The 25,497-nt window shown below is 72.0% G+C and carries 36 protein-coding genes and 1 pseudogene; 25 read left to right on the top strand and 12 right to left on the bottom strand.

Going from position 1 to position 25,497, the window contains the following annotated elements; translation table 11 throughout:
* Positions 1-123: 123 nt before the first annotated feature.
* The 3 genes from Asi03nite_RS31165 to metF all read right to left on the bottom strand — a co-directional run bounded on the left by Asi03nite_RS31165 (position 124) and on the right by metF (position 2,244).
* Positions 124-561 carry an HNH endonuclease gene (locus Asi03nite_RS31165; RefSeq protein ID WP_203684086.1) on the bottom strand — a complete coding sequence of 146 codons (438 nt, stop codon included), beginning with the start codon at positions 559-561 and terminating at the stop codon, positions 124-126.
* 121 nt (positions 562-682) lie between these two features.
* Positions 683-1,312 (bottom strand): CDP-alcohol phosphatidyltransferase family protein, encoded by a 630-nt coding sequence (locus tag Asi03nite_RS31160; RefSeq protein WP_203684085.1) that lies wholly within the window; start codon positions 1,310-1,312, stop codon positions 683-685.
* 8 nt (positions 1,313-1,320) lie between these two features.
* Positions 1,321-2,244 (bottom strand): methylenetetrahydrofolate reductase [NAD(P)H], encoded by a 924-nt coding sequence (gene metF / locus Asi03nite_RS31155; protein WP_203684084.1) that lies wholly within the window; start codon positions 2,242-2,244, stop codon positions 1,321-1,323.
* Positions 2,245-2,304: 60 nt separating this feature from the next.
* Here metF and Asi03nite_RS31150 point away from each other — a divergent pair, with 60 nt between their 5' ends.
* A complete protein-coding gene (locus tag Asi03nite_RS31150) occupies positions 2,305-3,375 on the top strand; it encodes a polyprenyl synthetase family protein (RefSeq protein WP_203684083.1) in 1,071 nt (356 codons plus the stop codon).
* Here Asi03nite_RS31150 and Asi03nite_RS31145 read toward each other — a convergent pair.
* From Asi03nite_RS31145 to Asi03nite_RS31135, 3 genes are read right to left on the bottom strand one after another with little or no spacing between them, the layout of a single operon-like run.
* On the bottom strand, positions 3,356-3,715 hold the full coding sequence (locus Asi03nite_RS31145) for a lycopene cyclase domain-containing protein (protein ID WP_203684082.1): 360 nt from the start codon (positions 3,713-3,715) through the stop codon (positions 3,356-3,358). The two genes, Asi03nite_RS31150 and Asi03nite_RS31145, sit on opposite strands and share 20 nt — an antisense overlap.
* Positions 3,712-4,038, bottom strand: a complete 327-nt coding sequence (locus tag Asi03nite_RS31140; protein ID WP_203684081.1) for a lycopene cyclase domain-containing protein — start codon at positions 4,036-4,038, stop codon at positions 3,712-3,714. The genes Asi03nite_RS31145 and Asi03nite_RS31140 overlap by 4 nt, the downstream gene beginning before the upstream one ends.
* Positions 4,039-4,051: 13 nt before the next feature.
* A complete protein-coding gene (locus Asi03nite_RS31135) occupies positions 4,052-4,402 on the bottom strand; it encodes an Rv2175c family DNA-binding protein (protein WP_203684080.1) in 351 nt (116 codons plus the stop codon).
* Positions 4,403-4,438: 36 nt separating this feature from the next.
* Here Asi03nite_RS31135 and Asi03nite_RS31130 point away from each other — a divergent pair, with 36 nt between their 5' ends.
* From Asi03nite_RS31130 to Asi03nite_RS31120, 3 genes are all read left to right on the top strand, one after another.
* Positions 4,439-5,179, top strand: a complete 741-nt coding sequence (locus tag Asi03nite_RS31130) for a hypothetical protein (protein WP_203684079.1) — start codon at positions 4,439-4,441, stop codon at positions 5,177-5,179.
* Positions 5,180-5,317: 138 nt separating this feature from the next.
* A complete protein-coding gene (gene pknB / locus Asi03nite_RS31125; RefSeq protein WP_203684078.1) occupies positions 5,318-7,318 on the top strand; it encodes a Stk1 family PASTA domain-containing Ser/Thr kinase in 2,001 nt (666 codons plus the stop codon).
* On the top strand, positions 7,309-8,172 hold the full coding sequence (locus tag Asi03nite_RS31120; protein WP_203684077.1) for a deoxyribonuclease IV: 864 nt from the start codon (positions 7,309-7,311) through the stop codon (positions 8,170-8,172). The genes pknB and Asi03nite_RS31120 overlap by 10 nt, the downstream gene beginning before the upstream one ends.
* 250 nt (positions 8,173-8,422) lie before the next feature.
* Here the strand turns inward: Asi03nite_RS31120 and Asi03nite_RS31115 are convergent, their stop codons facing one another.
* From Asi03nite_RS31115 to Asi03nite_RS31090, 6 genes are all read right to left on the bottom strand, one after another.
* Positions 8,423-9,649, bottom strand: coding sequence for an IPT/TIG domain-containing protein (locus Asi03nite_RS31115; protein ID WP_203684076.1), 1,227 nt, complete (start codon positions 9,647-9,649; stop codon positions 8,423-8,425).
* Between the two features lie 14 nt (positions 9,650-9,663).
* Positions 9,664-11,163: an IPT/TIG domain-containing protein gene (locus tag Asi03nite_RS31110; RefSeq protein ID WP_203684075.1), complete on the bottom strand. Its 1,500-nt coding sequence runs from the start codon at positions 11,161-11,163 to the stop codon at positions 9,664-9,666.
* A 44-nt stretch (positions 11,164-11,207) separates the two neighbouring features.
* Positions 11,208-12,227, bottom strand: coding sequence for a threonine aldolase family protein (locus Asi03nite_RS31105; protein ID WP_203684074.1), 1,020 nt, complete (start codon positions 12,225-12,227; stop codon positions 11,208-11,210).
* Positions 12,220-13,611, bottom strand: a complete 1,392-nt coding sequence (locus Asi03nite_RS31100; RefSeq protein WP_203684073.1) for a class II 3-deoxy-7-phosphoheptulonate synthase — start codon at positions 13,609-13,611, stop codon at positions 12,220-12,222. The genes Asi03nite_RS31105 and Asi03nite_RS31100 overlap by 8 nt, the downstream gene beginning before the upstream one ends.
* Before the next feature lie 65 nt (positions 13,612-13,676).
* On the bottom strand, positions 13,677-15,158 hold the full coding sequence (locus Asi03nite_RS31095) for a glycosyl hydrolase family 18 protein (protein ID WP_203684072.1): 1,482 nt from the start codon (positions 15,156-15,158) through the stop codon (positions 13,677-13,679).
* A 95-nt stretch (positions 15,159-15,253) separates the two neighbouring features.
* Positions 15,254-15,541, bottom strand: a complete 288-nt coding sequence (locus tag Asi03nite_RS31090; RefSeq protein ID WP_203684071.1) for a helix-turn-helix domain-containing protein — start codon at positions 15,539-15,541, stop codon at positions 15,254-15,256.
* Positions 15,542-15,640: 99 nt separating this feature from the next.
* Between Asi03nite_RS31090 and Asi03nite_RS31085 the strand changes: the two genes are divergently transcribed.
* From Asi03nite_RS31085 to Asi03nite_RS30990, 21 genes and pseudogenes are all read left to right on the top strand, one after another.
* Positions 15,641-15,898 carry a helix-turn-helix domain-containing protein gene (locus tag Asi03nite_RS31085; protein ID WP_203684070.1) on the top strand — a complete coding sequence of 86 codons (258 nt, stop codon included), beginning with the start codon at positions 15,641-15,643 and terminating at the stop codon, positions 15,896-15,898.
* Between the two features lie 275 nt (positions 15,899-16,173).
* On the top strand, positions 16,174-17,385 hold the full coding sequence (locus Asi03nite_RS31080) for a hypothetical protein (RefSeq protein ID WP_203684069.1): 1,212 nt from the start codon (positions 16,174-16,176) through the stop codon (positions 17,383-17,385).
* Positions 17,385-17,642, top strand: a complete 258-nt coding sequence (locus Asi03nite_RS31075) for a hypothetical protein (RefSeq protein WP_203684068.1) — start codon at positions 17,385-17,387, stop codon at positions 17,640-17,642. The genes Asi03nite_RS31080 and Asi03nite_RS31075 overlap by 1 nt, the downstream gene beginning before the upstream one ends.
* A gap of 105 nt (positions 17,643-17,747) precedes the next feature.
* A complete protein-coding gene (locus Asi03nite_RS31070) occupies positions 17,748-18,311 on the top strand; it encodes a hypothetical protein (RefSeq protein WP_203684067.1) in 564 nt (187 codons plus the stop codon).
* On the top strand, positions 18,308-18,631 hold the full coding sequence (locus tag Asi03nite_RS31065; protein ID WP_203684066.1) for a hypothetical protein: 324 nt from the start codon (positions 18,308-18,310) through the stop codon (positions 18,629-18,631). The genes Asi03nite_RS31070 and Asi03nite_RS31065 overlap by 4 nt, the downstream gene beginning before the upstream one ends.
* Positions 18,628-18,906 carry a hypothetical protein gene (locus Asi03nite_RS31060; protein WP_203684065.1) on the top strand — a complete coding sequence of 93 codons (279 nt, stop codon included), beginning with the start codon at positions 18,628-18,630 and terminating at the stop codon, positions 18,904-18,906. Before Asi03nite_RS31065 ends, Asi03nite_RS31060 begins: the two co-directional genes overlap by 4 nt.
* An 8-nt stretch (positions 18,907-18,914) precedes the next feature.
* Positions 18,915-19,079: pseudogene (locus Asi03nite_RS31055) on the top strand (BldC family transcriptional regulator); the annotation flags it as partial.
* Positions 19,080-19,087: 8 nt separating this feature from the next.
* Positions 19,088-19,615 carry a hypothetical protein gene (locus Asi03nite_RS31050; RefSeq protein WP_203684064.1) on the top strand — a complete coding sequence of 176 codons (528 nt, stop codon included), beginning with the start codon at positions 19,088-19,090 and terminating at the stop codon, positions 19,613-19,615.
* The gene (locus Asi03nite_RS31045) at positions 19,612-20,004 is read left to right on the top strand and encodes a hypothetical protein (protein ID WP_203684063.1); all 393 of its coding nucleotides are present in this window, start codon (positions 19,612-19,614) and stop codon (positions 20,002-20,004) included. Before Asi03nite_RS31050 ends, Asi03nite_RS31045 begins: the two co-directional genes overlap by 4 nt.
* Complete coding sequence (locus Asi03nite_RS31040) at positions 20,001-20,411, top strand: hypothetical protein (RefSeq protein WP_203684062.1); 411 nt, start codon at positions 20,001-20,003, stop codon at positions 20,409-20,411. The genes Asi03nite_RS31045 and Asi03nite_RS31040 overlap by 4 nt, the downstream gene beginning before the upstream one ends.
* Positions 20,411-20,779, top strand: a complete 369-nt coding sequence (locus Asi03nite_RS31035; protein ID WP_203684061.1) for a hypothetical protein — start codon at positions 20,411-20,413, stop codon at positions 20,777-20,779. Before Asi03nite_RS31040 ends, Asi03nite_RS31035 begins: the two co-directional genes overlap by 1 nt.
* A complete protein-coding gene (locus tag Asi03nite_RS31030) occupies positions 20,772-21,098 on the top strand; it encodes a hypothetical protein (protein ID WP_203684060.1) in 327 nt (108 codons plus the stop codon). The genes Asi03nite_RS31035 and Asi03nite_RS31030 overlap by 8 nt, the downstream gene beginning before the upstream one ends.
* Positions 21,082-21,321 (top strand): hypothetical protein, encoded by a 240-nt coding sequence (locus tag Asi03nite_RS31025; RefSeq protein WP_203684059.1) that lies wholly within the window; start codon positions 21,082-21,084, stop codon positions 21,319-21,321. Before Asi03nite_RS31030 ends, Asi03nite_RS31025 begins: the two co-directional genes overlap by 17 nt.
* Positions 21,318-22,040 (top strand): hypothetical protein, encoded by a 723-nt coding sequence (locus Asi03nite_RS31020; protein WP_203684058.1) that lies wholly within the window; start codon positions 21,318-21,320, stop codon positions 22,038-22,040. The genes Asi03nite_RS31025 and Asi03nite_RS31020 overlap by 4 nt, the downstream gene beginning before the upstream one ends.
* Positions 22,037-22,351, top strand: coding sequence for a hypothetical protein (locus tag Asi03nite_RS31015; protein WP_203684057.1), 315 nt, complete (start codon positions 22,037-22,039; stop codon positions 22,349-22,351). Before Asi03nite_RS31020 ends, Asi03nite_RS31015 begins: the two co-directional genes overlap by 4 nt.
* Positions 22,348-23,379, top strand: a complete 1,032-nt coding sequence (locus Asi03nite_RS31010; RefSeq protein WP_203684056.1) for a YqaJ viral recombinase family nuclease — start codon at positions 22,348-22,350, stop codon at positions 23,377-23,379. The genes Asi03nite_RS31015 and Asi03nite_RS31010 overlap by 4 nt, the downstream gene beginning before the upstream one ends.
* Positions 23,376-24,140 carry an ERF family protein gene (locus tag Asi03nite_RS31005; RefSeq protein WP_203684055.1) on the top strand — a complete coding sequence of 255 codons (765 nt, stop codon included), beginning with the start codon at positions 23,376-23,378 and terminating at the stop codon, positions 24,138-24,140. The genes Asi03nite_RS31010 and Asi03nite_RS31005 overlap by 4 nt, the downstream gene beginning before the upstream one ends.
* Positions 24,137-24,310 (top strand): hypothetical protein, encoded by a 174-nt coding sequence (locus Asi03nite_RS38155; RefSeq protein ID WP_239103049.1) that lies wholly within the window; start codon positions 24,137-24,139, stop codon positions 24,308-24,310. Before Asi03nite_RS31005 ends, Asi03nite_RS38155 begins: the two co-directional genes overlap by 4 nt.
* Complete coding sequence (locus tag Asi03nite_RS38150) at positions 24,307-24,627, top strand: ArsR/SmtB family transcription factor (protein ID WP_239103048.1); 321 nt, start codon at positions 24,307-24,309, stop codon at positions 24,625-24,627. The genes Asi03nite_RS38155 and Asi03nite_RS38150 overlap by 4 nt, the downstream gene beginning before the upstream one ends.
* Complete coding sequence (locus tag Asi03nite_RS30995; RefSeq protein ID WP_203684053.1) at positions 24,624-25,190, top strand: crossover junction endodeoxyribonuclease RuvC; 567 nt, start codon at positions 24,624-24,626, stop codon at positions 25,188-25,190. Before Asi03nite_RS38150 ends, Asi03nite_RS30995 begins: the two co-directional genes overlap by 4 nt.
* A complete protein-coding gene (locus Asi03nite_RS30990; RefSeq protein ID WP_203684052.1) occupies positions 25,190-25,453 on the top strand; it encodes a hypothetical protein in 264 nt (87 codons plus the stop codon). Before Asi03nite_RS30995 ends, Asi03nite_RS30990 begins: the two co-directional genes overlap by 1 nt.
* The last annotated feature ends 44 nt before the right edge of the window (positions 25,454-25,497 follow it).

The raw sequence follows: 25,497 nt of genomic DNA, 5'->3' as shown, positions 1-25,497 counted from the left end.
GGCGGACGGTCATCCCGAGGGCCACCCTGGAGGCCAGCGCGCCGCCGGAAGCCGAACGGAGGCCGGGCACAGGCAGAGAGGGCGGCCGACGGGTCCCCGTGTAAACCCGCCGACCGCCGGTTCTCAGGCGAAGGTCACCCAGCCCGGCGCGAACGGTTCCACCCGCAGCGGCATCCGCGCCTCGGACGGCGTCCGGTCACGCTTGCGGTTGTTGCAGCGACCGCACGCCGCCACCGTGTTGAGCCAGTCGTTCCCGCCGCCACGCGAGCGGGGCAGGATGTGGTCGATGGTGGTCGCCGGCTCCCCGCAGTAACCGCAGGCCCGCCTGTCCCGCACCAGCACCCCGGCCCGGGACCAGCCCGGCCCGCGGCCGCGCCGCCAGCGGGTCACCACGTAACTCACCAGGCGCACCACCCTGGGCACCGGGAAGACACCGATGTTGGCATCCGGCTGCGCCTCGTGCACCACCGCCACCTGACGGAACAGCATCCGGATCGCGTGCCGGAGGCTGACCCGGTGCAGCGGCCCGCAGTCGGCGTTCAGGACCAGAACCGCGCTCATTCCGTTTCACCTCCGTCAACTTATTTTCCACCAAGAATAAGCAGCTCAGATGCCCTGCCCCGGAAGAACTGCCCAAGAAGAAAATAGGCACGGCATCGACCGCGGACAACCGATTAAAAGGTCAGCGGAGAGCGCGGTGAACCGTCACCGACAATTGCGCCAGACCGGCGAATTGCAGGGCCGCCCAGAGCGTGGGCGGCAGCCACGGCAGATCGATCAGGGCGAGCAGCACGAGGCCCAGGCCGGCGATCAGGGCGCGGGTGGGGCGCTCGCCGACGGTGACCACGCCGATCTCGGACATCCCGGCGGCGACGGCGCGGGCCCGGACGTACTCGTGCAGCCAGCTCACCGACCCGGCCAGGGTCACCAGCCAGCCCGGGGCGCCGGCCAGCCAGAACGCGGCCAGCCAGGCCGCCTCGCCGACGCGGTCGGCGACCGAGTCGTACACGAAACCGGTTCTGGTCACCCGGCCGGACACCACCGCGACGGCGCCGTCCAGGCCGTCCGCGGCCGCCGCCAGCAGCACCAGCGCGGCCGCGAGCAGCAGGCTGAGCGGGACCGCCGCGGGCACGCCGAGGCAGATCAGAAGACCGCAGGTGGTCACCGTCATCGGCGACACCCGGTTGCGACTGAGCCAGAACCCGGTGGTGTACGCCGTACGCACCCACCCGCGCACCACAGGCGAAGCCCGCCGCGGGTCGAATCCGCCGTGCAGCCCGGACCAGGCCACGGCGTACTCGTCCCAGGTCATCGCCGGTCTTACGCGGCCGTGGCGACGTCCGGAGGGGCGAGCCGCTGCCACACCTCACGGGTCGCCGTCGACCGGTTCATGGTGATGAAGTGGATGCCCGGCACGCCCTCGTCGAGCAGCCGCGCGCACATCTCGGCGCACTTCTCGATGCCCAGTTCCCGCACCGCGGCCTCGTCCCCGGCGACCCGCTCGAACTCGCCCAGCAGCGCGGGCGGGAACGGCGCCCCGGAGAGCTGGGTGGACCGCTCGATGGTGGCCATCCGGGTCACCGGCATCACGCCGGCCACGATCGGCGTGTCACAGCCGTTCTCCGCCACCCGGTCACGCAGCCGCAGGTAGTCCTCGGCGTCGAAGAACATCTGGGTGATCGCGTAGTCCGCGCCGGCCCGGCACTTGCGGACGAAGTTGGCGGTGTCGCCGGCCACGTCGGCGGAGCGCGGGTGCTTGTAGGGGAAGGCCGCCACCCCGACGCTGAAGTCGCCGGACTCGCGGATCAGCCGGACCAGGTCCTCCGCGTAGAGCACGCCCTCCGGGTGCCGCACCCACTCGCCCATCGGGTCGCCCGGCGGGTCGCCGCGCAGCGCCAGCACGTTGCGGATCCCGGCGCCGGCCAGCCGGCCGATCACGTTGCGCAGGTCGGCGACCGAATGGTCGACAGCGGTGAGGTGGGCCAGCGGCAGCAGGGTGGTCTCGGTGGCGACCCGCTCGGTGACCGCGACAGTGGTCTCCCGGGTGGTGCCGCCCGCGCCGTAGGTGATCGAGACGAAGCTCGGCCGCAACGACTCCAGCTCCCGGATCGCCTGCCAGAGCAGCCGCTCCCCGTCCGGCGTCTTCGGCGGGAAGAACTCGAACGAGAAGGTCGGCGCCGCGCCGCGGATCAGCTGGCCGACCGACGGCGTGCCGGGCAGCTTGGAGGGAAGACCGAGAGACACACCAGGCACTCTACCGGGCCGGTTTACCAGCCGACCGGCCCGAACAAGTAGCGTCGCCGTGTGACGACTTCCCCGCTCGAGGTGGCCGGACTGCGGCCGCGTGTCGACAAGGCGCTGGCCGCATTCCTGGCCGCGCAGCGTGATCGGCTGCTGGCCATCGATCCGGCGCTGAGCGAGGTGGCCGCCACGGTGTCCGAGTTCGTGCTCGGCGGCGGGAAGCGGCTGCGGCCCGCCTTCGCGTACTGGGGGTTCCGCGGTGCCGGCGGCACCGACTCGGACGAGGTGGTCGCGGCCGTCGCGGCGCTGGAGCTGGTGCAGGCCAGCGCGCTGATCCACGACGACCTGATGGACCGCTCGGACACCCGGCGCGGGGTGCCGTCGGTGCACCGCCGGTTCGAGAAGCTGCACGCCGGCGAGGGCTGGCGGGGCGGTTCGGCCGGGTTCGGCGACTGCGCCGCGGTGCTGCTCGGCGATCTGGCGCTGGTCTGGTCGGACGAGTTGCTGCACGGTTCCGGGGTGCCGCGCGACGACCTGGCCCGGGCCCGCCCGGTGTTCGACCGGATGCGCACCGAGGTGACCGTCGGGCAGTACCTGGACGTGCTCACCCAGGCCACGGCGGACACCTCGCTGGAACGGGCCGGCAAGGTGGCCCGGTACAAGTCGGCGAAGTACACGGTGGAGCGCCCGCTGCTGCTGGGCGCCGCGCTGGCCGGGGCCGGCCCGGAGGTGGCCGGGGCGTACTCCGCGTTCGGGCTGCCGCTGGGCGAGGCGTTCCAGCTGCGCGACGACGTGCTCGGGGTGTTCGGCGACCCCGCCCAGACCGGCAAGCCCGCCGGCGACGACCTGCGCGAGGGCAAGCGGACCTATCTGGTGGCGGCCGCGTTCGGGGCTCTGGACGCGGACGGGCGGGCCGAGTTGGACGCCGCGCTCGGCGATCCGCGGCTGGACGACGCCGGGGTGCGGCGGCTGCGCGCGGTGATCCGGGACAGCGGGGCGCTGGCCGCGACCGAGGCGCGGATCGACGAGCTGATGGCCGGGTCGCTGGCGGCCCTGGCGGCGGCGCCGATCGACGAGGAGGCGCGGGAGGTGCTGGGCCGGCTGGCCGACGCGGCTACCCGCCGTTCCGTCTGATCCGCTGCAACAGGCTCCGGCCCTCCCCCGCGGCGGGGTGGCGCTGGATGCCCCGGCGGCCCAGCGTCACCCAGAGCGAGAGCGTGCTCAGCACCAGGGCGAAGCCGAAGACCAGGTCCTCCACCGGCGCGTGGACCAGTCGCCAGCCGAGGATCGCGTCCGGGTCGTACAGCACGATGCCGCGCCCGGTCAGGATGCCGTTGGAGATCAGCTGGAAGCCGAAAATGATCGGATAGGTGGCCCAGAAGACCGCGCGCAGGACCAGGCGGGTCCGCAGGATCAGCAGGTCGAGCAGCAGCGCGCCGACGGCCCCGATCAGCGCCGCGGTGGTGTAGCTCACTCGTCCCCCGCCGGTCGTCGCAGCACCGCCCGCACCGCCTCGAACCCGAGGATCGCGCAGACCGGCACCACGAGGAAGAACAGCACCTCGTCGAGCGGCAGCCCACCACCCAGGAAGATCCCGGTGATCTGCGACGCGTCGAAGTGCCAGTGCCCGGCGGCGATCGCGGCGAGGTCCCAGAGCACGAAGACGGCAGCCACCGGCAGCACCGTCAACGCCAGCCGGCGCCCCCGCCGCAGCACGTTGACCCGCAGGAACGGCTCCAGCCAGAGAGCGCCGGCCAGGCAGCCGGCAAGGACCGCCAGGTACGTCAGATGTCGCATCCGAAGCCGGCGGTCAGAAGCCGAGCGCCTGCGCGCGCCGCTTGACCTCACGGGCCTGCGGGCCGCCGAGCGCGATCGCGGCGCTGCCGCCGACGTCCGGGTCGGACGCGTACAGCCACCGGAAGGCCTCTTCGTCGTTGTACCCGGCGTCGCGGAGCACGGTCAGCACGCCGGGCAGGTGTTTCAGGACGGTGGCGTTGGCCACGAGTTCGGCGGGCACCACGCGCACGCCGTCGCGCCGGACGGCGAGCAGGTCACCGTCCTTGATCATTTGGTTGACCTTGCTGATCGACATGCCGAGCTTCTCGGACACGTCGGGCAGGTTGATCCATCCGGCCGGTTCGGTGGTGACGGGTTCGCTCACGCGTACAGCGTGCCAGACCAGATCGGAGAACACTTGATGAGCCTGTGGCGAAGGATCCGCGGCGAACTCGCCGGCGCCTGGCGCTCGGTCCGGTACGACCTGGGCCGCCGCCCACCCGAGCACCCCGGTGGACCGGAAGTCACCTCGACCGGGCTGACCACCTTCCCCGGCTCGCTGATGGAGTGGCGCACAGCGGAACCGGTGACCGACGCCCGGCCGACCCGCCGGTTCCTCGCGGTCGCCGCCCTGTGCCTGCTCGCACTGGCCGGCGCGATCGGGTCGTACCTCCTGGTCGCCCGCGGTCTTCCCGCCGCCTCGCAGGATCCGGTGGCGGGCGCCCCGCTGCCGCCGCCACCGTCGCCGGCGGCCGCGGCGTCGCCGGCGTCGCGGGCTGCCGCGTCCCCGGCTGCGGCCAGGACCCGGGCGGGGGTTCCGGCGGCCCGGATGGGAGCCGCGGCGCGGCCGCACCGCGGGGCGCGCCCCGGGCCGCCGCCGGGCACCGGGAGCGCCGCGCCGGCGCGGTCCGCCGGACCCGTCCCGGTCACCGAGCGGCCGGCCGTCCGGCGCCCACCGGCCGCGACCCCGGAGTGTCACTGCGTCACCCCGCCGGTCCCCACCCCGACCGTGCCCGCCTCCAGCGGCACGGAACGCCCGGATCCCGGCGACTCACCGGCCGCCGGCCCGTCCGCACCGGCGAGCACATCGACCCAGCCGAGTCCCGACACGTCAGGCGCGGACCCCGGCGATGACCGGCGGCACCGCCACCGGCACCGGTGAGCGGCCGGGCGACCCGGGACGACGGTCCACCGCTTCCTGCGCCGATCGGCGCAGGTCACCGGGGTTCAGGTACCCGTTTGGACTCAGCTGTGACATCCTGGGTCACCCTCACTGGAAAGACACATACACTTCACGCCGATGGACACCACAGTCGCCGATACGTTGATCGGCACAACGATTGACGGGCGCTACCGGATCACCGGTCGCGTCGCCCGTGGTGGCATGGCGACGGTGTACCGGGCCACCGACGAGCGGCTCGGGCGCACCGTCGCGTTGAAGATCATCCACCCGTCGCAGGCCACGAATGTGCACTTCGTCGACCGGTTCACCGACGAGGCCAAGACGATCGCCCGGCTCACCCACCCGAACGTCGTGGCCGTCTACGACCAGGGTCGCCACGAGGGCCTGCCGTACCTGGTGATGGAGTTCGTGCAGGGCCGCACCCTGCGGGACCTGCTCGCCCAGCGCCGCAAGCTGAGCGCCGTCGAGGCGCTGGCCATCCTGGAGCAGATGCTCGCCGCGATCGCCGCCGCGCACCGGGCCGGTCTGGTGCACCGCGACGTCAAGCCGGAGAACGTGCTGGTCGCCGAGGCCCCCAGCGGGGGCACGACGGACCTGGTGGACGCCGTGGTCAAGGTCGCCGACTTCGGTCTGGCGCGGGCCATCGAGGCGAGCACCGTCGACGAGTCCGGCCAGCTGATGGCGACCGTGGCGTACGTCGCGCCGGAGCTGGTGCAGGCCGGCCAGGCGGACGCGCGCACCGACGTCTACTCGGCGGGCATCGTGATGTTCGAGATGCTCACCGGCCAGGTCCCCTACGACGCCAAGGACCCGGTCGAGGTGGCCTGGCAGCACGTCGACAACGACGTGCCGCCCCCGTCGAAGATGGTGCCCGGCCTGCCGCGGGCGCTCGACGAGCTGGTAGCCCGGGCCACCCGGCGCAACCCGGCGGAGCGGCCCACCGACGCCGGCCGGCTGCTCAGCGAGGTGCAGGCGGTCCGGGACGGGCTGAGCGCCATCAACCTGCAGACCGCGCTGATGAACCAGGTCCCGGCGCGTCCCCCGGCCGCGGACGCCACCACCATCGTGCCGGCCCTGCCGGCCACCGACGCGACAGCCGTGGTCCCGCCGGTCCCGGGCGGCTACGGCCCGCCCGGCGGCCACCGCCCGTCCTGGGCGCGGCTGCCCGAGCAGGGCGGCGCGCGCACGCCGGGGCGCCGTGCGGTGGAGGAGCCGCACGCCGGGGGCTTCTTCGCCGACCGGCGCCGGGTCACCCTGGTCGCGCTGATCGCGGTGATCGCCCTGGTCGTGCTGGGCAGCACCTGGTGGGTGACACTGGGCCGCTACACCGACGCGCCCACCCTGGTCAACCTGCCCAAGGCGGCGGCCGAGCAGGCCGCGTCGAAGGCCGGCTTCGGCGTCTTCTACGGCGACGGGCAGTACAGCGACACCGTCGCCAAGGACTCGGTGGTCAGCCAGAACCCGGGCCCGAACGAGCGGGTGGTGAAGGGCGAGACGCTGACCCTGATCCTCTCCCTCGGCCCGGAGGTGCACCCGGTTCCGGACCTCAGCGGCCAGGAGGTGGCGGCGGCCAAGGGCCTGGTGCAGGAGGCCGGCCTGAACTACAAGGAGGGCAAGGGGCAGTACAGCGACACCGTGCCGGAAGGCGTGGTGATCTCGACGAGCCCGCCGGCCGGGACCCAGCTGAAGCCGGGTGACACCGTCACCGTGGTGCTGAGCAAGGGCCGTGCCCCGGTCACCGTGCCCAACCTGGTCGGGCTGAACATCAACGACGCCCGGAGCGAGTTGCAGAAGCGCGGCCTGACCGCGCTGGAGCGGTCGAAGGACAGCGACCAGCCCGCCGACCAGGTGCTCGCGCAGACCCCCAAGCCGGGCACCGGCGTGGAGAAGAACGCCGAGATCACCCTCGACGTGAGCAAGGGCCCGCCGCTGATCACCATCCCCGACCTCAACAACCAGCCGTGCGGCCAGGCGGAGAACACGCTGAAGGGTCTCGGGCTGCAGGTGCAGGCCAACAACCTGAACCCGCTGAACCCGAACTCCGCGGTGCGCGGACAGAACCCGGGCCCCAACGCCCAGGTCCAGCCGAACAGTGGGGCGCAGATCACGTGCTTCTAGACCGCCGCATCGGGTCGCACACCAGGACGTCGGGCGGGCTGGCCAAGGCCGCCCTTCCGTACGCCGACGCCGCCGGCTCGGAGACCGTCCAGGTGTACGTCTCCAACTCCCGTGGCTGGGCTCTCCCGCCCGGCGACCCGAAGCAGGACATCCTGTTCCGGGACGGGATCGGGGAACGGGAGCTGCCCGCGTACATCCACGCCTCGTTGCTGGTCAACCTCGGTTCGCCGACCGAGCTGACGGTGGAGCGCTCGATCGCCACGCTGGACCACGCCCTGCGGCGCGGCAAGGCGATCGGCGCGACGGCTGTGGTCTACCACGCCGGCAGCTCGGTCGACGAGGCGCACGCCGAGAAGGCCATGCACCAGCTGCACGAGCAGCTGCTGCCGTTGCTCGAGACGGCCGCCGCCGAGGGCCTGCCCCGGCTGCTGGTCGAGCCGAGCGCCGGCGGCGGCCGTTCCCTGGCGTCGAAGGTGCAGGACCTGGAGGCCTACCTGGCGGCTGTCGAGGGGCACCCCTGGCTGGGCGTGTGCTTCGACACCTGCCACGCCTGGGCGGCCGGGCACGACCTGGCCGCCCCCGGCGGGATGACCGGGACGCTGGACGCGCTGGTCGCGGCGGCCGGTCCGGGCCGGCTCCAGCTGATCCACGCGAACGACTCGAAGGACGCCTGCGGCTCGACCCGCGACCGGCACGAGACGATCGGCAAGGGCACCATCGGGGCGGCGCCGTTCGCGGAGCTCTTCACCCACCCGGCGACCGCCGGGGTGCCGATCATCGTGGAGACGCCGACGGTCGAGCACGAGGGCCATGCCGCGGACATCGCGCTGCTCAAGAGCTTGCGCGACGCCTGAGATTCAAGATCCGATCCGGGCGTACGGCCGTTGCCCCACGCCCTGAGCAGCGCGGTCAGCACCGTCGCCTCGTCCCGGCCGCCCTCGACCTGCTGGCGGCGTACGGGACGCGCTTCACCGGGCACGACGAGGGTGGCGAGGCGCGGGTGGCCGAACTCCCCGGCCACCCGTTCCGCCTCGCCACCCTGTTCCGGCCGGAGCTGTCCGGCGACGTCCCGCAATCACTGATCCGGGGCTTCGCCCGCGCCGCTCAGTTGTCCGTGTAGCTGAAGATCGCGGCCGCGGTGTAGTGGCTGGCCTTGCCGGACCCGGTGATGAAGCCGACCGCGACCGGGCCGGCCTGGGCCGCCGCGGGCGCCACGCAGGTGAACGCGATGGTCGTGCCGGAGCTCTGCCTCGTGCACTCGGCGGCGTTGTCGCCGAAGGAGAATCCGGTCGCCGTGGCGGCGTCCGGGCCGGCGATCCGCACGGTCACCTTGGCGCCACCGGCCACCGTGTCGCTTCTGGCCGACAGGCTCAGCACGACCGGGGCGATCGCCACCTCGCCGGGCTCGCCGGCGATGCCGTCGTGGGTGACGACGATCCGCGACGTCTCGGTGGTCACTGCCGGCATGGTGACCTTCACGTGGCTCTGGTCCACCCAGGCGGCCGACAGCGACTTCCGGTCCGCGGTCACGGTGATCCGCTCGGCGGAGAACTCCTTGGCGGTGGCGCCCACCGTGCCGCCGGTGATCGTCAGCAGCAGCGGACCGCCGCCGGCCTTGACCGTCGGGCCGGCGGTGGTGTCGATGCCGAGCGCGGCCCGGTAGGTGACCTGGCTGCCCTTGGTGACGTCGCTGACGCCGCCGCCGGTCCTGACCCGCACCGCGGCGGTCCCGTCGGCGCCGGGCGGGGTGACAGCGGTGAGCTTGGTGGCGGACAGGACGGTGACCGAGGTGGCGGCCGCGTCGCCGAAGGTGACAGCGCCCGGGTCGGCGGGTTCGACCCCGAGGAAGCCGGTGCCGGTGACGGTCACCGTGGCGCCGCCGACCGAGCTGACCTTGGCCGGGCTCACCGTCATGACGCCCGGGGTGTAGGCGACGACCGAGGAGGACTCCGGACCGGCCGCGCCCTTGCGGAACAGCTGCATGGTGACGGTGGTCGCCCTGGTGGTGGCCGGCGCGGTGACCTTGAGGTGGGTCTCGTCCACCCAGGCGACCGGGGCGGACACGCCGCCGATCTTGGCGCCGATCTGCAGCAGGCGGAACGCGGACGCGCTGGCGCCCACGGTGCCGCCGCTGACGGTGACCGGGATGACCGTGCCACCGGCGGCCCGGGCCGCGATGTGGTCGGTGAACTCCGCGCTCAGCTGGATCGGGTCGGCCTGGGCCGAGACGCCGGCCGCGAACGCCCCGCCCTCGCTGGCGACGCCGGCCAGCAGCAGGGCGGCCGCCGCGGCGGCTCCGGCCGCGGCACGGGACTTCTTCGAGTACGCCATGTCTGCTCCCCCGGTCAGTCGATGTCGGTGTAGCTGAAGGCGGCGGCCGGGGTGAACTTGCTGGTGACCCCGTTGCCGGAGGTGAAGGTGACCTGGACCGGGCCGGCCTCGGCGGCCGCCGGGACGGTGCAGTGGAACGCCAGCGCGGACCCGCCGCCGCTGGCCGGGCAGACCGCCGGGTTCCCGCCGAACATGAAGTTCACCGAGCCGGCGGCGCCGGCGCCGGCGACCTTGACGCGGACCGTGGCGCCGCCGGCGACGGTGTCGCGGACCGCCGAGAGGCTGGTGACGACCGGCGCGACCGGGATCGTGGTGACCGGGCCGGCGACGACGTCCTGCCACAGGGTGAGGTCGGCGTTCTCGGTGGTCAGGGCCGGGACGGTGACCCTCAGGTGGGTCGGGTCGACGTAGCTGGCGGTCAGCTTGCCGGCGCCCGTCCGGACGCTGACCGCGGCCAGGTTGTACTCCGCGACGTTGGCGCCGAGCGTGCCGCCGGTGACGGTGAGCACGTGCGCCCCGCCGCTGGCCCGCAGGTACTGGCCGTCGGCGAAGGCGAGGGCGCTGCGGTACGCGACCTTCGGCCCCTCCACGCTGCCGCCGCCCGCCGAGGTCACCTTGACCACCGCCTTGCCGGCCTCACCGGCGGGCACCGTGGCGTCGATCCGGGTGGCCGAGACGACCTGGAAGTACGTCGCGTCGACACCTCCGACGGTGACCGCGGACGGGTCGCCGGCGTCCACGCCGAGGAAACCCGAGCCGGTGATCTTGATGGTGTCGCCCCCGGCGACCGTGATCGAGCCGGGCGTCACCGCGGAGACCACCGGGAGGTAGTTCACCCTCGCGGCCGACTCCGGCCCGGTGAGGCCGTCCTGGACCAGCTGCATCGTGGCGGGCACGGCCTTGGTGGTGGCCGGCACGCCGACCTTGAGGTGGCTGTCGTCCACCCAGGTGATCCGGGTCGTGGCGATCCCACCCACCTTGGCTGTGATCTTGAGGGCGGCGAACTGCGACGAGGTGGAGCCGACCGATCCACCGGAGACGGTGACCGGGATCTCCGTGCCGCCGGTCGCCTTGGCGGCGGTGTCGGCGAAGTCCGCGGCCAGCCGCAGCCGGTAGCCGAACACCGCCGACGTGCTGCGGCTGGCGCCGCTCCCAGAAGTGACCTTGACCAGGGCGTTGCCGGTGCCGGGCGGGGTGGTGGCGATCAGCTTGGTGTCGGAGAGGATCCAGACGTTGGCGGCCGGCACGCCGCCGAAGGTGACCGACTTGAGGTCGTCCGGGTCGAGCTTCTTGAAACCCGCGCCCAGGACGGTGACCGGGGTGCCGCCGTCGCGGGTCCCCATGAGCGGCGAGATGCTGGTGACGACCGGGCTCACGTCTACGGCGGCCCGGACCGTGCCCGGCGCGGAGTACGCGGCGGACGGCTGTGCGATGGCTACCACCACGGTGCCGGCGACGGCGACTGCGGCGGCGGTGAAGGCGGTGGCCCGGCGGGCCGGAGATGTCTTCGTCATGGCGAAGGCACTTATCGGATCCGGCCGGGATCAGTTGCGGAAAGCTACGACAGCAATGCGGTGAGTACGGAGACCGCCTTGTCGATACCGTCGTCGTCGACGTCCAGGTGCACCACGAGACGGGCCAGCCGGGGCAGCATCGCGGCGATCAGCACGCCCCGGCGCGCGGCCTCGGCGGCCAACTCCGGAGCGTCCAACCGGGCCTTGGTGAGGTCCAGCAGGACCAGGTTCGTGCGCACTTTCTCCGGGTCCACCACACCGAGCGGGGCCAGCCCGTCCGCGAGCCGGCGGGCCCGCGCGTGGTCCTCGGCGAGCCGCTGCACGTGGTGGTCGAGGGCGTACCGGCCGGCCGCGGCGAGGATGCCGGACTGCCGCATCCCGCCGCCCATCCGCTTGCGGATCACCCGGGCCCGGGCGATCCTCTCCCGGCTGCCCACCACGAGCGAGCCGACCGGGGCGCCGAGGCCCTTGGACAGGCACACCGAGAGGGTGTCGAAGACCGCGCCGTAGCTGGCCAGCGGCACCCCGTCGGCGACGTGCGCGTGCCAGATCCGGGCGCCGTCGCAGTGCAGGGCGAGCCGGTGGGCGTCGGCCACCGCGCGCAGGTCGTGCAGCGTGGCGAGCGGGACCACCCCGCCGCCGCCCAGGTTGTGGGTCTGCTCGACGGCGATCGCCGCGGTCGGCACGGACGGGAAGCCGGCCGGGCGGACCATGTCGGCGATCCGGTCCACGTTCAGCGCGGCCCCGGTCGCCGCCCAGGTGCGGGTGGAGATCCCGCCGAGCACCGCCGCGGCGCCCAGCTCGTACGTCACGACGTGCGCGTCCGCGCCGGCCAGCAGCTCGCCGCCGGGCGGGGTGACCAGCTGCAGCGCGATCTGGTTGGCCATCGTGCCGGACGGCGCGAACAGCGCCGCCTCGTGCCCGAAGAGCCGCGCCACGTGCTGCTCCAGCGCGTTGACGGTCGGATCGTCGCCGAACACGTCGTCGCCGACGACGGCGGTCGCCATCGCCTCGCGCATGCCGTCGGTCGGTTTGGTGACGGTGTCCGAACGAAGATCAACCACGGAGCATCTCCGCGACCAGGAAGGCGAGTTCCAGGCTCTGCTGGGTGTTCAGGCGCGGGTCGCAGGCGGTCTCGTAGCGGTCCGGCAGGTCCAGGTCCTCGATGCCCTGCGCCCCGCCCAGGCACTCGGTGACGTCCTCGCCGGTCAGCTCGATGTGGATGCCGCCGGGGTGGGTGCCGAGCCCGCGGTGCACCTCGAAGTAGCCGAGCACCTCGTCGACGATCCGGTCGAAGTGCCGGGTCTTGTAGCCGTTCGACGACTCGTGGGTGTTGCCGTGCATCGGGTCGCACTGCCAGACCACCTTGGCGCCGGTGGCGTGCACCTTCTCCACGATCGGCGGCAGCGCGTCGCGCACCTTGCCGTTGCCCATCCGGCTGATCAGGGTGAGCCGGCCCGGGATGTTCTCCGGGTTGAGCTTCTCGCACAGCTCGATCGCGGTGTCCGGGCTGGTACCCGGGCCGATCTTGACGCCGATCGGGTTGGCGATCCGGCTGATGAAGTCGATGTGCGCGTGGTCCAGCTGCCGGGTGCGCTCACCGACCCAGAGGAAGTGGCCGGACAGGCCGTACGCCTTGTTGCCGGAGACCCGGGTGAGGGCCCGGTCGTACTCCAGCGCGAGCGCCTCGTGGGAGCAGTAGAGGCTGACCGTGCGCAGCGCCTCGTTGTCGGTCATCCCGCAGGCCCGGATGAAGTCGAGCGCCCGGTCGATCTCGCGGGCGATCGCCTCGTAGCGCTCGCCGGCCGGCGAGGCCCTGACGAAGTCCTTGTTCCAGTCGTGCAGGCCGTGCAGGTCGGCCAGCCCGCCGGCCAGGTAGGCGCGGAGCATGTTCATCGCGGCGGCGGAGTTCGCGTACGCCCGGATCATCCGCTGCGGGTCGGCGACCCGCGCGGTCTCGTCGGCGTCCAGCGCGTTGATCATGTCGCCCCGGTACGCCGGCAGACCCAGCGAGTCGGTCAGCGACGAGCGCGGCTTGGTGTACTGCCCGGCGGCCCGGGCCACCTTCACCACAGGCATCGACGCGCCGTACGTCAGCACGACCGCCATCTGCAGCAGCGTCCGCGCGTTGGCCAGCAGGTGGCTCTCGGTGTTGTCGGCGAAGGTCTCCGCGCAATCCCCGCCCTGCAGCAGGAACGCCCTGCCCTCGCACACCTCGGCGAGGCGCGCCCGCAGCTGGTCGACCTCGTAGGGCGCGACGATGGACGGGACGTTCTCCAGGACCTTGCAGACCGAGGCGACCTCGTCCAGATCCTGCCAGGGCGGCATCTGCACCCGGGGCAGCGCACGCCATCGGTCGAGGCCCAGGGCCTCGTCCTCGGCGGAGTCGGTGGACGGACGGGAGGTCGCGACTCCCGGATGGCTCAGCTGATGCCATTCACGGCGCATGGGTAGAGCCTACGAAAACGGGGGCACCGGGATGAGACCCGGTGCCCCCTGTCCCACTCCTGAGATCAGAGGTTGCCCTTGATCGCGGAGATCAGCTCACCGTTGCTGGTGTCGCCGGAGAACTCCCAGAAGAACGCGCCGCCGAGACCCTGGTTCTTGGCGTACGTCATCTTGCCCGCGATCGTCGCCGGGGTGTCGTAGCTCCACCAGTTGCTGCCGCAGTAGGCGTACGCCGTGCCGCCGACCGTGCCGGTGGCCGGGCAGCTGCTCTTCAGGACCTTGTAGTCCTCGATGCCCGCCTCGTAGGTGCCGGGCGCCGCGCCGGTCGCCTTGCCACCCGGAGCGGCCTGGGTGACCCCGGTCCAGCCGCGGCCGTAGAAGCCGATGCCGAGCAGGATCTTGCTGGCCGGAACGCCCTTGCTCTTCAGCTTCTGGATCGCGGCGTCCGAGTTGAAGCCGGCCGTCGGGATGCCGGTGTACGAGGTCAGCGGCGAGTGCGGGGCGGTCGGGCCCTGCGCGGCGAACGCGCCGAAGTAGTCGTAGGTCATCGGGAACACCAGGTTCAGCTTCGCGATGCCGGCGGCGTAGTCGGCGACGTCGAGCTTGCCGCCGTTGGAGCCGTCCGCGGAGATCGCCGAGGTGATCAGGAAGTTCGAGCCGAACTTGTCGCGCAGCGCGGTGATCACCTTCTGGTAGGAGTCCGGGCCGCTGGCGTCGCAGGACAGGCCACAGGCGTTCGGGTACTCCCAGTCGACGTCGATGCCGTCGAAGACGTCCGCCCAGCGGGAGTCCTTGACCAGGTTGTAGCAGGAGTTCGCGAACGCGGTCGGGTTCGCGGCGGCCTGGGTGAAGCCACCGGACCAGGTCCAGCCGCCGAACGACCAGATCACCTTGATGTTCGGGTACTGCTTCTTGAGCTTGCGCAGCTGGTTGAACGAGCCGCGCAGCGCGCCGGTGTCCCAGGTGTCGGCGACGCCGTCGACGCTCTCGGCCGCGGAGTACGCGCGGTCGTAGTCGGCGTAGGAGTCACCGATCGAGCACTGGCCGCCGGTGGTGTTGCCGAACGCGTACAGGATGTGCGTCAGCTTGGCGGCCGAGCCCGACGTCACCAGGTTCTTGACGTGGTAGTTGCGGCCGTAGACGCCCCACTCGGCGAAGTAGCCGACGACGTTCTTCCCGCTGGTCCCGCCGGTCGGCGGCGTGGTCGGGGTGGTGGTCGGCGGCGTGGTGGGCGGCGTCGTCGGAGTCGTGGTGGGCGGCTTGGTGGTCGGGGATGTGGTCGGCGGGGTGGTGCCGCCGCACACGCCGTTGTCGGTCCAGACGTCCCACTGGCCGCTGTGGGTGGCCGGCGACTCGTTCTGGGTCCACCACTTGGCGGTGTAGTTGTGCCCGTTCTGCGAGGCGACGTTGTCCTTGACATAGGCGGTGCTGGCAGACCAGGCGGTGGCACACGCGGTCGCCGCGTTCGCCGCCACGAGCGGGACCGAGGCGGAAGCCCCGATCACGACAGCGGAGGCGAGCAGCGCCCGGCGGAGGGTTTTGCCCACGGGGGTCTCCTCTAATAATTAGGAAACTTTCCAGAAGGAAGGTTAGAGAGACCGTAGTCACATCGATTAACACCAGTCAAGTGAGGTGGCGACCTTTAAGGTCTGTTTAACGGAGTCGCGGCAGCGACCGCCTGGGCCATCTGCTCGGGCGTGGGGAGAAGTTGCTGGATACCGACGCCGAGACCGTGGGCGATCAACGCCAGGTCGTTGAGGTCGATGGGTTGCTTGCCGCGTAGGCGCACGCTCAGCCACTGCTCCGTTTTGCCGATCCGGCGAGCCAGCTCCGACTGCTTAATGTCGTCGGCGAGGACCATCGCGACCTTGATCTGCGTGGCCACGAGCTGCGAGAGAGTCTTCGCGGATACCTCAGGCGTGATGCTCATGCAAAAGATTCTGATGCTCTAGCAACATCAAGTCAACCGAACGGACAGGATGGCACACTCCTGGTTGACGTCTCACGCTATGAGTGAGAGTCTTCGTTCATGACACAGGAACAGCCACTGATGCGGGGTGGACTCACGCAGCGGGTGTCAACTGAACTCAGAGCTGAGATGGGGCGCCAGCGCATCAGTCAGCGCGAGCTCGCCAGGCGTCTCGGCGTCAATCAGGCAGTGATCTCTCGGCGCCTGGCGGGCGAGCAGTTTTCGTTCACCACCGCCGAGCTGGACCGCATCGCCGAGATCCTCGGCGTCCCGGTCGACCGCTTCCTCACGTCGCCCGTGACGGCGGGCGCGGCGTGATCGCCGCCTTCGTTCCTGGCCCGCCTGGGCCCGGCGGCCCGACGCATCCGGCGCCGACCGGCCCCCCGCAGCCCTCCACGCCGTCGCGCTGGGTCGCCGCGATGCAGAACGCCGCCGCGGTGGTTGAGGCCCTCGTCTTGCCGGTGCTGCGCGGCACCCGACCGGCGCTGGCGCCCAAGCCGAGCCCGAAGTCCTGAAACAGAAGCGCGCCCGCCGGCGGCTACCGGGGGCGCGCTGATCACCGGATCCGAAAGCACCCGAGAAAGGCACATCCGATGACCGTTCCCACGAAGGTACCCGACGCACGATTCAAGCGCGCCGACGAGCTGGAGCCCGGCGACTGGGTCACCCTGGTCGGCGACTTCGGTCCCGCGAAGATCCTGTCGACCTACACCTACGACGGCGACATGGGCGAGCGGCGGACGCTGGTCAGCCTGCTCGACTCCGACCGGCAGGTGCCGGAGACGACCCGGGTGTTCGCGAACAACCGGATCGAGCTGCTGACGCAGGCGCAGATCGACGAGCAGCGAGCCTTCATCGCCCGCCAGCAGGTCGCTGCCCAGCTGCGCCAGCTCGCGGACCTGATCGTTCAGCACAGGCTGCCGCTGCCGCGGATGAGCGTCTCGGTGAGCCTGAACGTCGAGACGGTCGACCAGGTGCGCCACGTCGCCAGGGCGCTCGGCCTGGAGATCGGCCCGTGGAATCGCGGCGAGGGCGCGACGACCTCGTGGCCCCGCGACCACAAGACGTACGAGGCGGGGGTGCACGCCGACTGGCACTGCTACTCCGGTTCGCTGGAGCAGCCGGAGCCGGTTGGCTCGCCGGCTCAGGCGGACATCGACGCGGCGAAGTTCAGCACCGACCCGATGACCCGGGCGGCGGCTGAGGCCTATGAGGACGACGAGGGCGACGAGGACCCGACCGGGCTGACCTACTCCCGCGAGGACGACGACCCGCAGGTGATCCGCCCGCACTCGCCCCGCGTCCCGCTGCACGTCGGCGTCCGCGAGTCCGACGGCGGCGAGCTGGTCGACGAGACGCCGGCCGAGGCGCAGCCGCCCGCAGCAACCGTCCCGGCCAATGCGGTCACCGTCCACTTCTCGTTCGGCCCTGACCACACGGACCCGACCACCGGCGAAAGCCTGCACCGGAAGTACGTGACGATCGTCGGCCCGTCGCACGAGGCCTGCCGGGAGGCCATGTTCGCCAGCAGGTACGGCCGGGGCTGGGGCACCGACTACCTCGCCGGCACCGACCAGGCCGACGAGTGGATCCCGCACTGGACCGAGCACGAGCGCATCGTGCTGGACGCCGCGAACGCCGATGAGCCGGTGCACTACCTCGACCGCGGGTCGGACGGCGAGAGCGCTGACCGGGTGGCGTGCGGGGTGAACGTCGACGAGTTGGACGGCTACACCACCCGGCCCGGGTCGGCTACCTGCCCGGCCTGCGTCGGCGCGATGGTATCGGTCAGCGAGTCCCGCTGATGGCCAGGAACACGCTGCCCCTGGAGCCTCCACTGCCGGTGGTCCCGCCGGTCGGCCGCTGCCGGTTCCCGGAGCTGCTCGTCGAGGTCGTCCCGTTGAAGCTGTGGCAGCACCAGGTGATCCTTCCGTGCTTCGAGCGGGCCACCCGCCGAGTGAAGGTCGGGCTGCACGTCGACGAGCCGGTCTGCCTGTGGCACTCGCTCGTCGTCCAGCAGCGGCTCGGCGGCCACCTCGTCCGCGACTACGCCCGCACCTGATCCATCCGGGCGCGGCGGCCCCTGCCTTCACCGCCGCGCCGCCTTGCCTGGGGCGCTCTCGCCCGGCGCCCCAGGCCACCCCACCGACTTCGCAGGAGATAGCAGATGCAGATCAACATCAGCGTCGACGGCCTCGACGCCATCGACCTGAACACCGTCATCGACGGCGAGCCCATCCGCCGCTACAACCACGACACCGAGGAGTACGAGCAGGTCACCCCGAGCCGGACGCTCGGTGACCTGGTGGCCGACAAGCTGGCCGACAAGCTGTGGGGCGACCTGACCCACGAGGACCGCATCGACATCCGCCGCGCCGTCCAGGAGGAGCGGATCAAGGTCGTCCGGGAGCACCTCGCCCCGATCGTCGAGAAGACGCTCACCGAGCAGATCCAGCGCACCAACGGGTACGGGGAGCCGTCCGGCGGGACCGTGACCATGCGGGAGCTGGTGATCGCCGAGGTCGGCAAGGTCATCAACGGCAAGACCGACCGGTACTCGTCCAGCTCCCGGCCGCTCATCGACGAGGTCGTCAACCGGGTCGTCGTCGCGGCGCTGGTGACCGAGCTCGACAAGGTGTTCAAGGCGGAGAAGGAGAAGGTCATCGCGGCGGTCCGCGCGCAGGCCGCCGACCTGATCGCCAACGCGGTGAGCCGGGGGGTCGGACGGTGACCCTCGACCTGTTCGACAGCACCGACACGGGCGAGCACCCGATCGCTGACCCGGCCGTCACCGCCCGGCTCGACGCGCGGGAGATCACCACCACCCGCATCGTCCCGCCGCCCTGCCTGCCCGCCGCCGAGGCCGTCAGCCCCCGCCCGCCCAGGAAGCCGTACGTCGGCCGCCACCGCGCGCCGGCCAGCGTGCCGCCGCTCACCCCTGCCCCCGAGCCGGCCGACCAGCCGGAGCCGACCACCGAGCCGGCCGCCACGCGGGTCATCCTGCTGCCGCGCCTGATCGAGCGGCTGCACCCGAACGGCGGTGTCCGGTGATCGCCCAGCGCCAGCCCAGCGAGCACGCGGGCAAGACCGTGACGATCCGCGCTGACGTCGCCCATCTCGGCGGCCAGGAGTACCGGGTCGAGGACTGGTGGACCAACATCACCGGCGGGTCCTGGATGGACGCCACGGGCAACCCGGCCGCCCTGCAGTACGCGGCGCGCTGGGCCTGCGCCGACCTGCCGACCGACAACGACGTGCTGTACGGCAAGACCAGCGACGGGCTCGGCCACCTGGTGCACGTCTCGGAGATCGAGGTGCCGTCGTGAGCCCCGACCTGAACGAGGACCCGCTGCTGACGCCGGGCGAGGTGGCCCAGATCGTGCGGGTCAGTCGGAAGACCGTCACCCGGTGGGCGAACGCCGGCCGGATCCCGGTCGTGCGGACACCGGGCGGGCACGCGCGGTTCCGCCGGTCCGACGTCGACGCCCTGCTCAACGGCGGTGCCCGATGACCGGACTGAAGCCGGACGCCGGGCGGGCGTACGCCGTGCTCGATCAGATTGACGCGCGCCCGGAGCTGCACAACCAGAGCGCCTGGTTCCATCGGACGATCGGCGGCTGCGGCACCGCCGCCTGTTTCGCCGGCTGGACCAGCCTGCTCGCCGGCGACGAGCCGCTGTGGACGCACGACTACCAGAATCAGACGGACGCGGTCATCGGCGGCGGCAAGAGGCGCTACATCGAGGCGCGCGCCACGGAGCTGCTCGGCATCGACCCGGACCAGGCGGACGCCCTGTTCTACGGCGGCAACACCCGCGAGGACCTCGGCCGCCTGGTCGAGCAGATCTTCGGCCCGCGTCCGGGACCCCCCAACCGCTGGGCGGCGATGATCCCGGACCCGCACCCGATGGCCAACTGCGGGCCGCTCCAGATGCAGCTGTCACCGGGGGTGGCCTGCCCCACCTGCGGCACCGTGCCGCCCGTGCCGGAGCTGCCCACCGACGACGTCCCGCCGAACGCAGGGAGCGCATCGTGACCGAACCAATCACCCCGTGCCTCGCCGAAGCCGACAATGCGCCCGGCGAGCCCTGCCTCCGCAAGGCTGACCACGGCGGTCGGCACCGCGATGCAGATGGCTGGACCTGGACCTACGGCCACAAGCACGGCCGTCCGGACGTCTACGAGATCGTCTGGATATCCGGCCACGTCGAGCGGATCAAGGCGCACCAGGTTTCGTTCCCCGAGGCTGGCCTGGCGTTCGCCCGAGCGACTCTCGGCACGGCCCGCGAGGTTGGCCCGCCGCGCGTCCGCATCTACGCCGAGGTCAACGACGAGTGGCGGCTGATCCTGGCGGCGCGCGAGGAGGACATTCGGTCGCTGCGTCTGGTGACCGACGGCGAGCCGGTGCCGGGCGGTGCCTCGTGACGACCGAGCCGATCTACTTCGAGAACTTCGTCCACGAGCCGCTGCCCTGGCCCGAGCGTCCCGGCCGCTGGTCGTGGTCGATCACCGACGGCATGGCCGGCCGGACCCTCGCCTCCGGCACCGCGCTCACCCAGCGCGGCGCCATCCGGAAGCAGGCGCAGGCCGCGGCACGGTGCGAGCAGCGCGCGCCGTACACCCATGAGCCGCTGCACCGGCTGAGCGACGAGGAGATCGTCTGGATCAACGTCGCGCTGGACCTGGCCGGCATCCCGGTCACGGTCGGGCGGCGCGGCGCCGCGGTGGTGGTGACGCCCCGGCGGGAGCTGACGACCGAGGAGGAGGTTCGGGCTTTGACCCGGGTCCTGGGTCGCACGGACGAGCCGGTGCGCTGGGCGGGGGTGGCCTGATGCTCAGCCACGAACTGGCGCGGGAGCTGCTGGCCCGGCGCAACAACGACGTTCGTATCCAGGTCGTCCTCGACGACAACCCGGGTGGCGAGGCGTACACCACGGTCCTGGTCGAGCTGCGTGACCAGGACTCCACGATCGATCCGGATCTGCGCGCCCAGCCGGTGGTGACGTACGACGCGACCGCCGACGCGGTGGTCATCCGGGCCGGCGCCGTCGTGTCGGCGGCCGGGATCACCACCGACCAGCTTGAGGCCGTCCGGAGCCACATCCTCGGCCAGGGCAGCTACGTCGCCGAGTACGAGCTGCGCGCCGCGCTGGAGGCAGCCGGGATCACTGTTTCGAACGGCGGTGAGACCCGTGGCTGACCTGACCCTGGACCAGGCGCTCGCCGAGCTGCCCGACACCGCCGACGGCATCGCCGCCTACCTCATCGAGCAGGAGTGCCGAGGAAAACCACGCCGCACCGACTGCTGCCCGATCGCCAACTACCTGCGCGGCACCGGCGAGTTCTCCGACATCGACGTCGACCCGGAGATGGTCACCGTGTGGGACGACGACGACAGGTGGGAGCAGGGGCGGCAGCAGGAGATCCAGACTCCGGAGCACGTCGCCTCCTTCATCCGTCGATTCGACGGCGGCGCATGGCCGGAGCTGGTCGCGGAGGGCGGTGACGACCGTGCCTGAGTACCAGCACCCGACCTACCAGATGCACGAGCTCGTCAGCGACCTCGACTGCCTCGCCCGCGCCCAGCGCGCCCTGGAGACCGCCGAGACCGATCTGATCGACGCGTACGAGCGCGCCGATCTGCTCACCCCGGCCGAGGAGGTCGCGCACGCCGCGGCCCGGGCCGAGGTCGGCCGGGGCTGGGCGGAGCTGGCCCGCGCCATCCAGGGGGTGCGCCGGTGACCGCGCCGACCACCTACACCAACCCGTACTGGGACGCCGTCCGCGACAAGCTCAGGTTCGACTCCCTGGACAAGGCCACCGTCGTCGGAGGCACCTACGACCTGGTGCGCCGCCACGACCTGGTCAGCGAGTACGCCTGGACGGTCACCGACCCGGCCACCGTTGCGTTCGTCGCGCAGCACTGCGGGCCGCGCGTCGTCGACCCGCTCGCCGGGTCCGGCTACTGGGCGTACCTGCTCGGCCAGCACGGCATCGACGTGGCCGCGTCCGACCTTCAGCCGGGCGAGAGCCAGTGGCACCGGCACGGCGTCCACGTGCCGGTCGTCGAGGAGGAAGGCGCGGCCGCGGTCAGGGACGCCGGCCGCGACCGCACCCTGCTGCTGTCCTGGCCGCCGTACGACACGCCGATCGGCGCCCACCTGATCCAGGCGTACCAGGGCGACCGGATCGTCTACATCGGCGAGAAAGCCTGGGGCTGCTGCGGCGACGAGGACATGTGGACCGCGCTGGAGTCCGGCTGGACCGAGGCCGCCGAGCACAAGCCGGTCCGCTGGTGGGGGCTGCGCGACTGGGTCACCGTCTACGAGCGCAAGCCGGAGGCGCGGGCGCTCACCGCCCCGGCCACCGGCGGCGAGCAGCTCTGCCGGTGCGCGTTCCTCGGCGCCGGGACACCCGAGCACGCGCGGTCCGGCCTCTGCCTGCCGGAGGTGGGACGGTGACCGCCCCCGCCAAGACCCCCGCCGAGATCCTGCGCTGGGAGACCCCGCCGCCGCCTGCCCGGCCCGGCAACGGGATCACCGGCAGCCGCTGGGACCAGGTCGCCGAGCAGCTGCGCGACGAGCGCGGCCGGTGGGCCGTCGTCTACGAAGGCGAGGCCAACAACGCCAGCAGCATCGCCTCGGTGATCCGCATGGGCAACGTGGCGTGCTTCCGCCCGACCGGCGACTTCGAGGCCGTGTCCCGGCGCTCTCCGGCAACCGGCCGGGTCGCCGTCTACGCCCGCTACCTCGGCGACGGGAGCCACCGATGACCGAACAACCCACCCTGCCGCCGGTCGAGGTCACCGGCCGGCGCGTCACCCCGACCGCCGTGCGGGTCCTGCCGGCCGACGCCGACCGCGACACCTGGCTCACGGCCCGGCGCCGCGGCATCGGGTCCAGCGACGTCGCCGCGATCCTCGGCGTCGCCGACCGCAACACCGCGGTCCACGTCTACCGCGACAAGCGCGGCCAGCTCGTCGACGACGCCGGCGAGGCCGCGCTGTGGGGCCATCTCCTCGAGGAGCCAGTCGCCCGGGAATGGGCGCGCCGGCAGCGGTCCGTGGTGCAGCGCGTCGGCCTGGTCGCGCACGTCGACGAGCCGTGGCGGATGGCGACCCTGGACCGGCAGGTCCTGGAGTGCCCGATGGACCGGTCGGTGCGCACCCGGTGCGCGCTGGAGGTGAAGTGCCGCAGCGCCTTCAAGGCGAAGCGGTGGGCCAACGCGAACGTGCCGGACGACGTGCTCGCGCAGGTGACCTGGCAGCTCGCGGTGACCGGCTACGACCACATCCACGTGGCGGTGCTGATCGGCGGCAACGAGATGCGCATGGCCGTCGTCGAGCGCGACGAGCAGATGGAGGCGTACGTCCTCGGCGAGGTGCGCCGGTTCTGTGAGGAGCACCTGCTGGCCGGTGTCGAGCCGGAGTGGGACCTGTCGAAGGCGCAGGCGCTGATCGACATGGACTCGCTGATGCATCCGGACCGGGTCGGTGAGCTGGACCTGTCGGAGATCGGCGAGGTCATCGAGTACGCCGAGCGGTCCGCGGCCAAGAGCGCGGCGACGAAGGCGCTCAAGGAGTCCAGTGCCACCCTGCGCCGCCTCGCGAACGGGGCCCGGACGGTCACGTTCGCGGGCGAGCTGGCCTACGAGTACGGCCCGGTGACGAAGCGAGACGTCGACCTGGACCAGCTGAAGCTGCGCTGGCCGGAGGCGTACGCGGCGTGCGTGACCGAGAAGACCCACGACCAGATCCGGATCGCGCAGGCGTTCCGGCAGTCCCCCGGAGGTAACCAATGAGCCTGCGCGAGCGCGCTCAGGCGGCCGCGGCCGGCGACAGCGAGCCGGCCGCCGGCCCGGCCCGGCCGAACATCGTCACCGCACCACTGGAGAACATCGAGTACACCGGCGAGATCACCGACGCCGAGAAGGTGCCGGTCTACGTCGCCTTCGCCCGGGTGATGGCCGACGTCCAGTCGGTCAGCAAGGGCGACCAGCGCAACGACACCGGCGGCCGGTACGCCTTCCGCGGCGTGGACCGGGTCGTCAACGCGGTCGGCCCGGCGCTGCGCCGGCACGGCGTGCTGATGCTGCCGACTCGGATCCTGGACCTGGAGTACCGCGAGTCCCGGACCACCAACAACAAGGTGATGCAGGACGTCACGGTCAAGGTGCAGTGGACGGTCGTCGGCCCGGCCGGGGACATGCTGCCGCCGCTCGAATCAGCCGGGCAGGCGACCGACACCAGCGACAAGGGCACCGCGAAGGCGATCAGCGTGGCCCAGCGGGTGCTGCTCCTGACCTCGCTGCAGATCCCGACGCAGGATCCGGATGTCGACCGTGGGCATGAGCGCGGCGAGCGGCCCGGCCCGACGCCGAACGAGTACCGCGACGAGATCGCCGACCCGCGGACGTCGCTGGGCCGGCTGCGGCAGATCCGCTCGGAGCTGCGCCAGCACAACATCGGCGGCGCCGTCGTGATCAACGAGGTCGGCGATGACGAGCCGGTGCTGGCGATGTGTGAGCGGGTCGGCAAGCAGCGAAGCGAGGCCGGCCAGTGACCGCCTACGCCCTGCTCTGGGAGCTGCTGAAACACGCGCTGTGTGGCCGCGGCGGCGACCAGGTGTACCTGCTGGCCGGCGGCGACCCGGCGGTCGACTACCCCGCGGACGACTTCTCCTGGGCCGACGACCAGGACCGGTTCTGCGTCATCCAGGCGGTGCAGCCGTGACCGACCTGCACTCGCCGTACGAGCCGGGCGCCTTCACCGCCGACCAGGCGGAGGCGTTGGCTGGCCACCTGAAGGCGATCGCCGACCCGATGCGCCTGCGGATCCTGCACCAGCTCACCTGGCACGGCCCGCTCCGGCCGGCCGAGCTGGTCGCGGAGCTCGGCCTCAAGCAGCCGACCATCTCGCACCACCTGCGGATCCTGCGCGAGGCCGGACTCATCAAGGAGCCGGCCACGGTCACCGACGGCCGTGAGATCGACTTCGATGCCGCTCGGGCACTTTCGGTGCTCATCGATCCCACGGTGGAGGATCGATGATCCGCCCGCTGAAGGTCATCGGTCTCGACCTATCGCTGACCGGGACAGGGATCGCCGCCACGCACACCGGCCAGGGCGAGCCGCGGCTGTGGTGCTCGACGCGCACCCCGGCCCGCCGGCCGACGCTGACGAAGATCGACCACCACCGTCTGCACGAAGCGGTCAGCCTCGTCATGGGCGCCGCCCGATGCCGGCCGGATGTGGTGGCCATCGAAGAACCAATCCTGGTCGATAAGGGCAACACGACGCTGCGTCTGACCGAACTGCACGGGGCGGTCAAGCACTGGCTGTGGGCCCGGTCGATCCCGTACATCGATGTGCACCTGACGAAGGTGAAGACGTTCGCGACCGGCAACGGCGGCGCGAAGAAGGACGCCGTGCTCGCGTCGATGATCGCCACGTACGGGCGACTGGTTCACATCGGCACCGACGACGAGGCCGACGCCCTGTCGCTGCTGGCGATGACGCTCGATGCCTACGGGCAGCCGCTCGCCGAGGTGCCGGACTCGCATCGACGGGCGCTGAACGGGATCCGCTGGCCCGACCTGGCGGGGGTGGCGTGATGCAGGAGTTGGGAGGCCGCCGCGAGCAGGTCGAGCTGACCATGGTCACCCCGCCGCACGAGCCGACCGCTGACGAGCGGATCGCGTCGATCCTCGGCAAGCGGATCGACGCGGCCGGTCAGGTGATCGCGGAGGCGCTGGCCGAGCAACTGCGCCTGGAGGCGGGGGACCGCGACCTGCAGCTGCTGGACCTGTGCTGGGACCTGCAGCGGGTGCTGCGGCTGCGGCCGCCGGCGCCGCCGGTCGTGCCGGGGAGGTCCTGATGGACGACCCGGGCAAGGTGCTGGCCGCGATGCTCGTGCTGCTC

The sequence above is a fragment of the Actinoplanes siamensis genome, from assembly GCF_016862395.1.
In the GTDB taxonomy this organism is placed as follows: Bacteria; Actinomycetota; Actinomycetes; order Mycobacteriales; family Micromonosporaceae; genus Actinoplanes; species Actinoplanes siamensis.
This window is presented reverse-complemented; position numbering and strand designations above follow the sequence as displayed.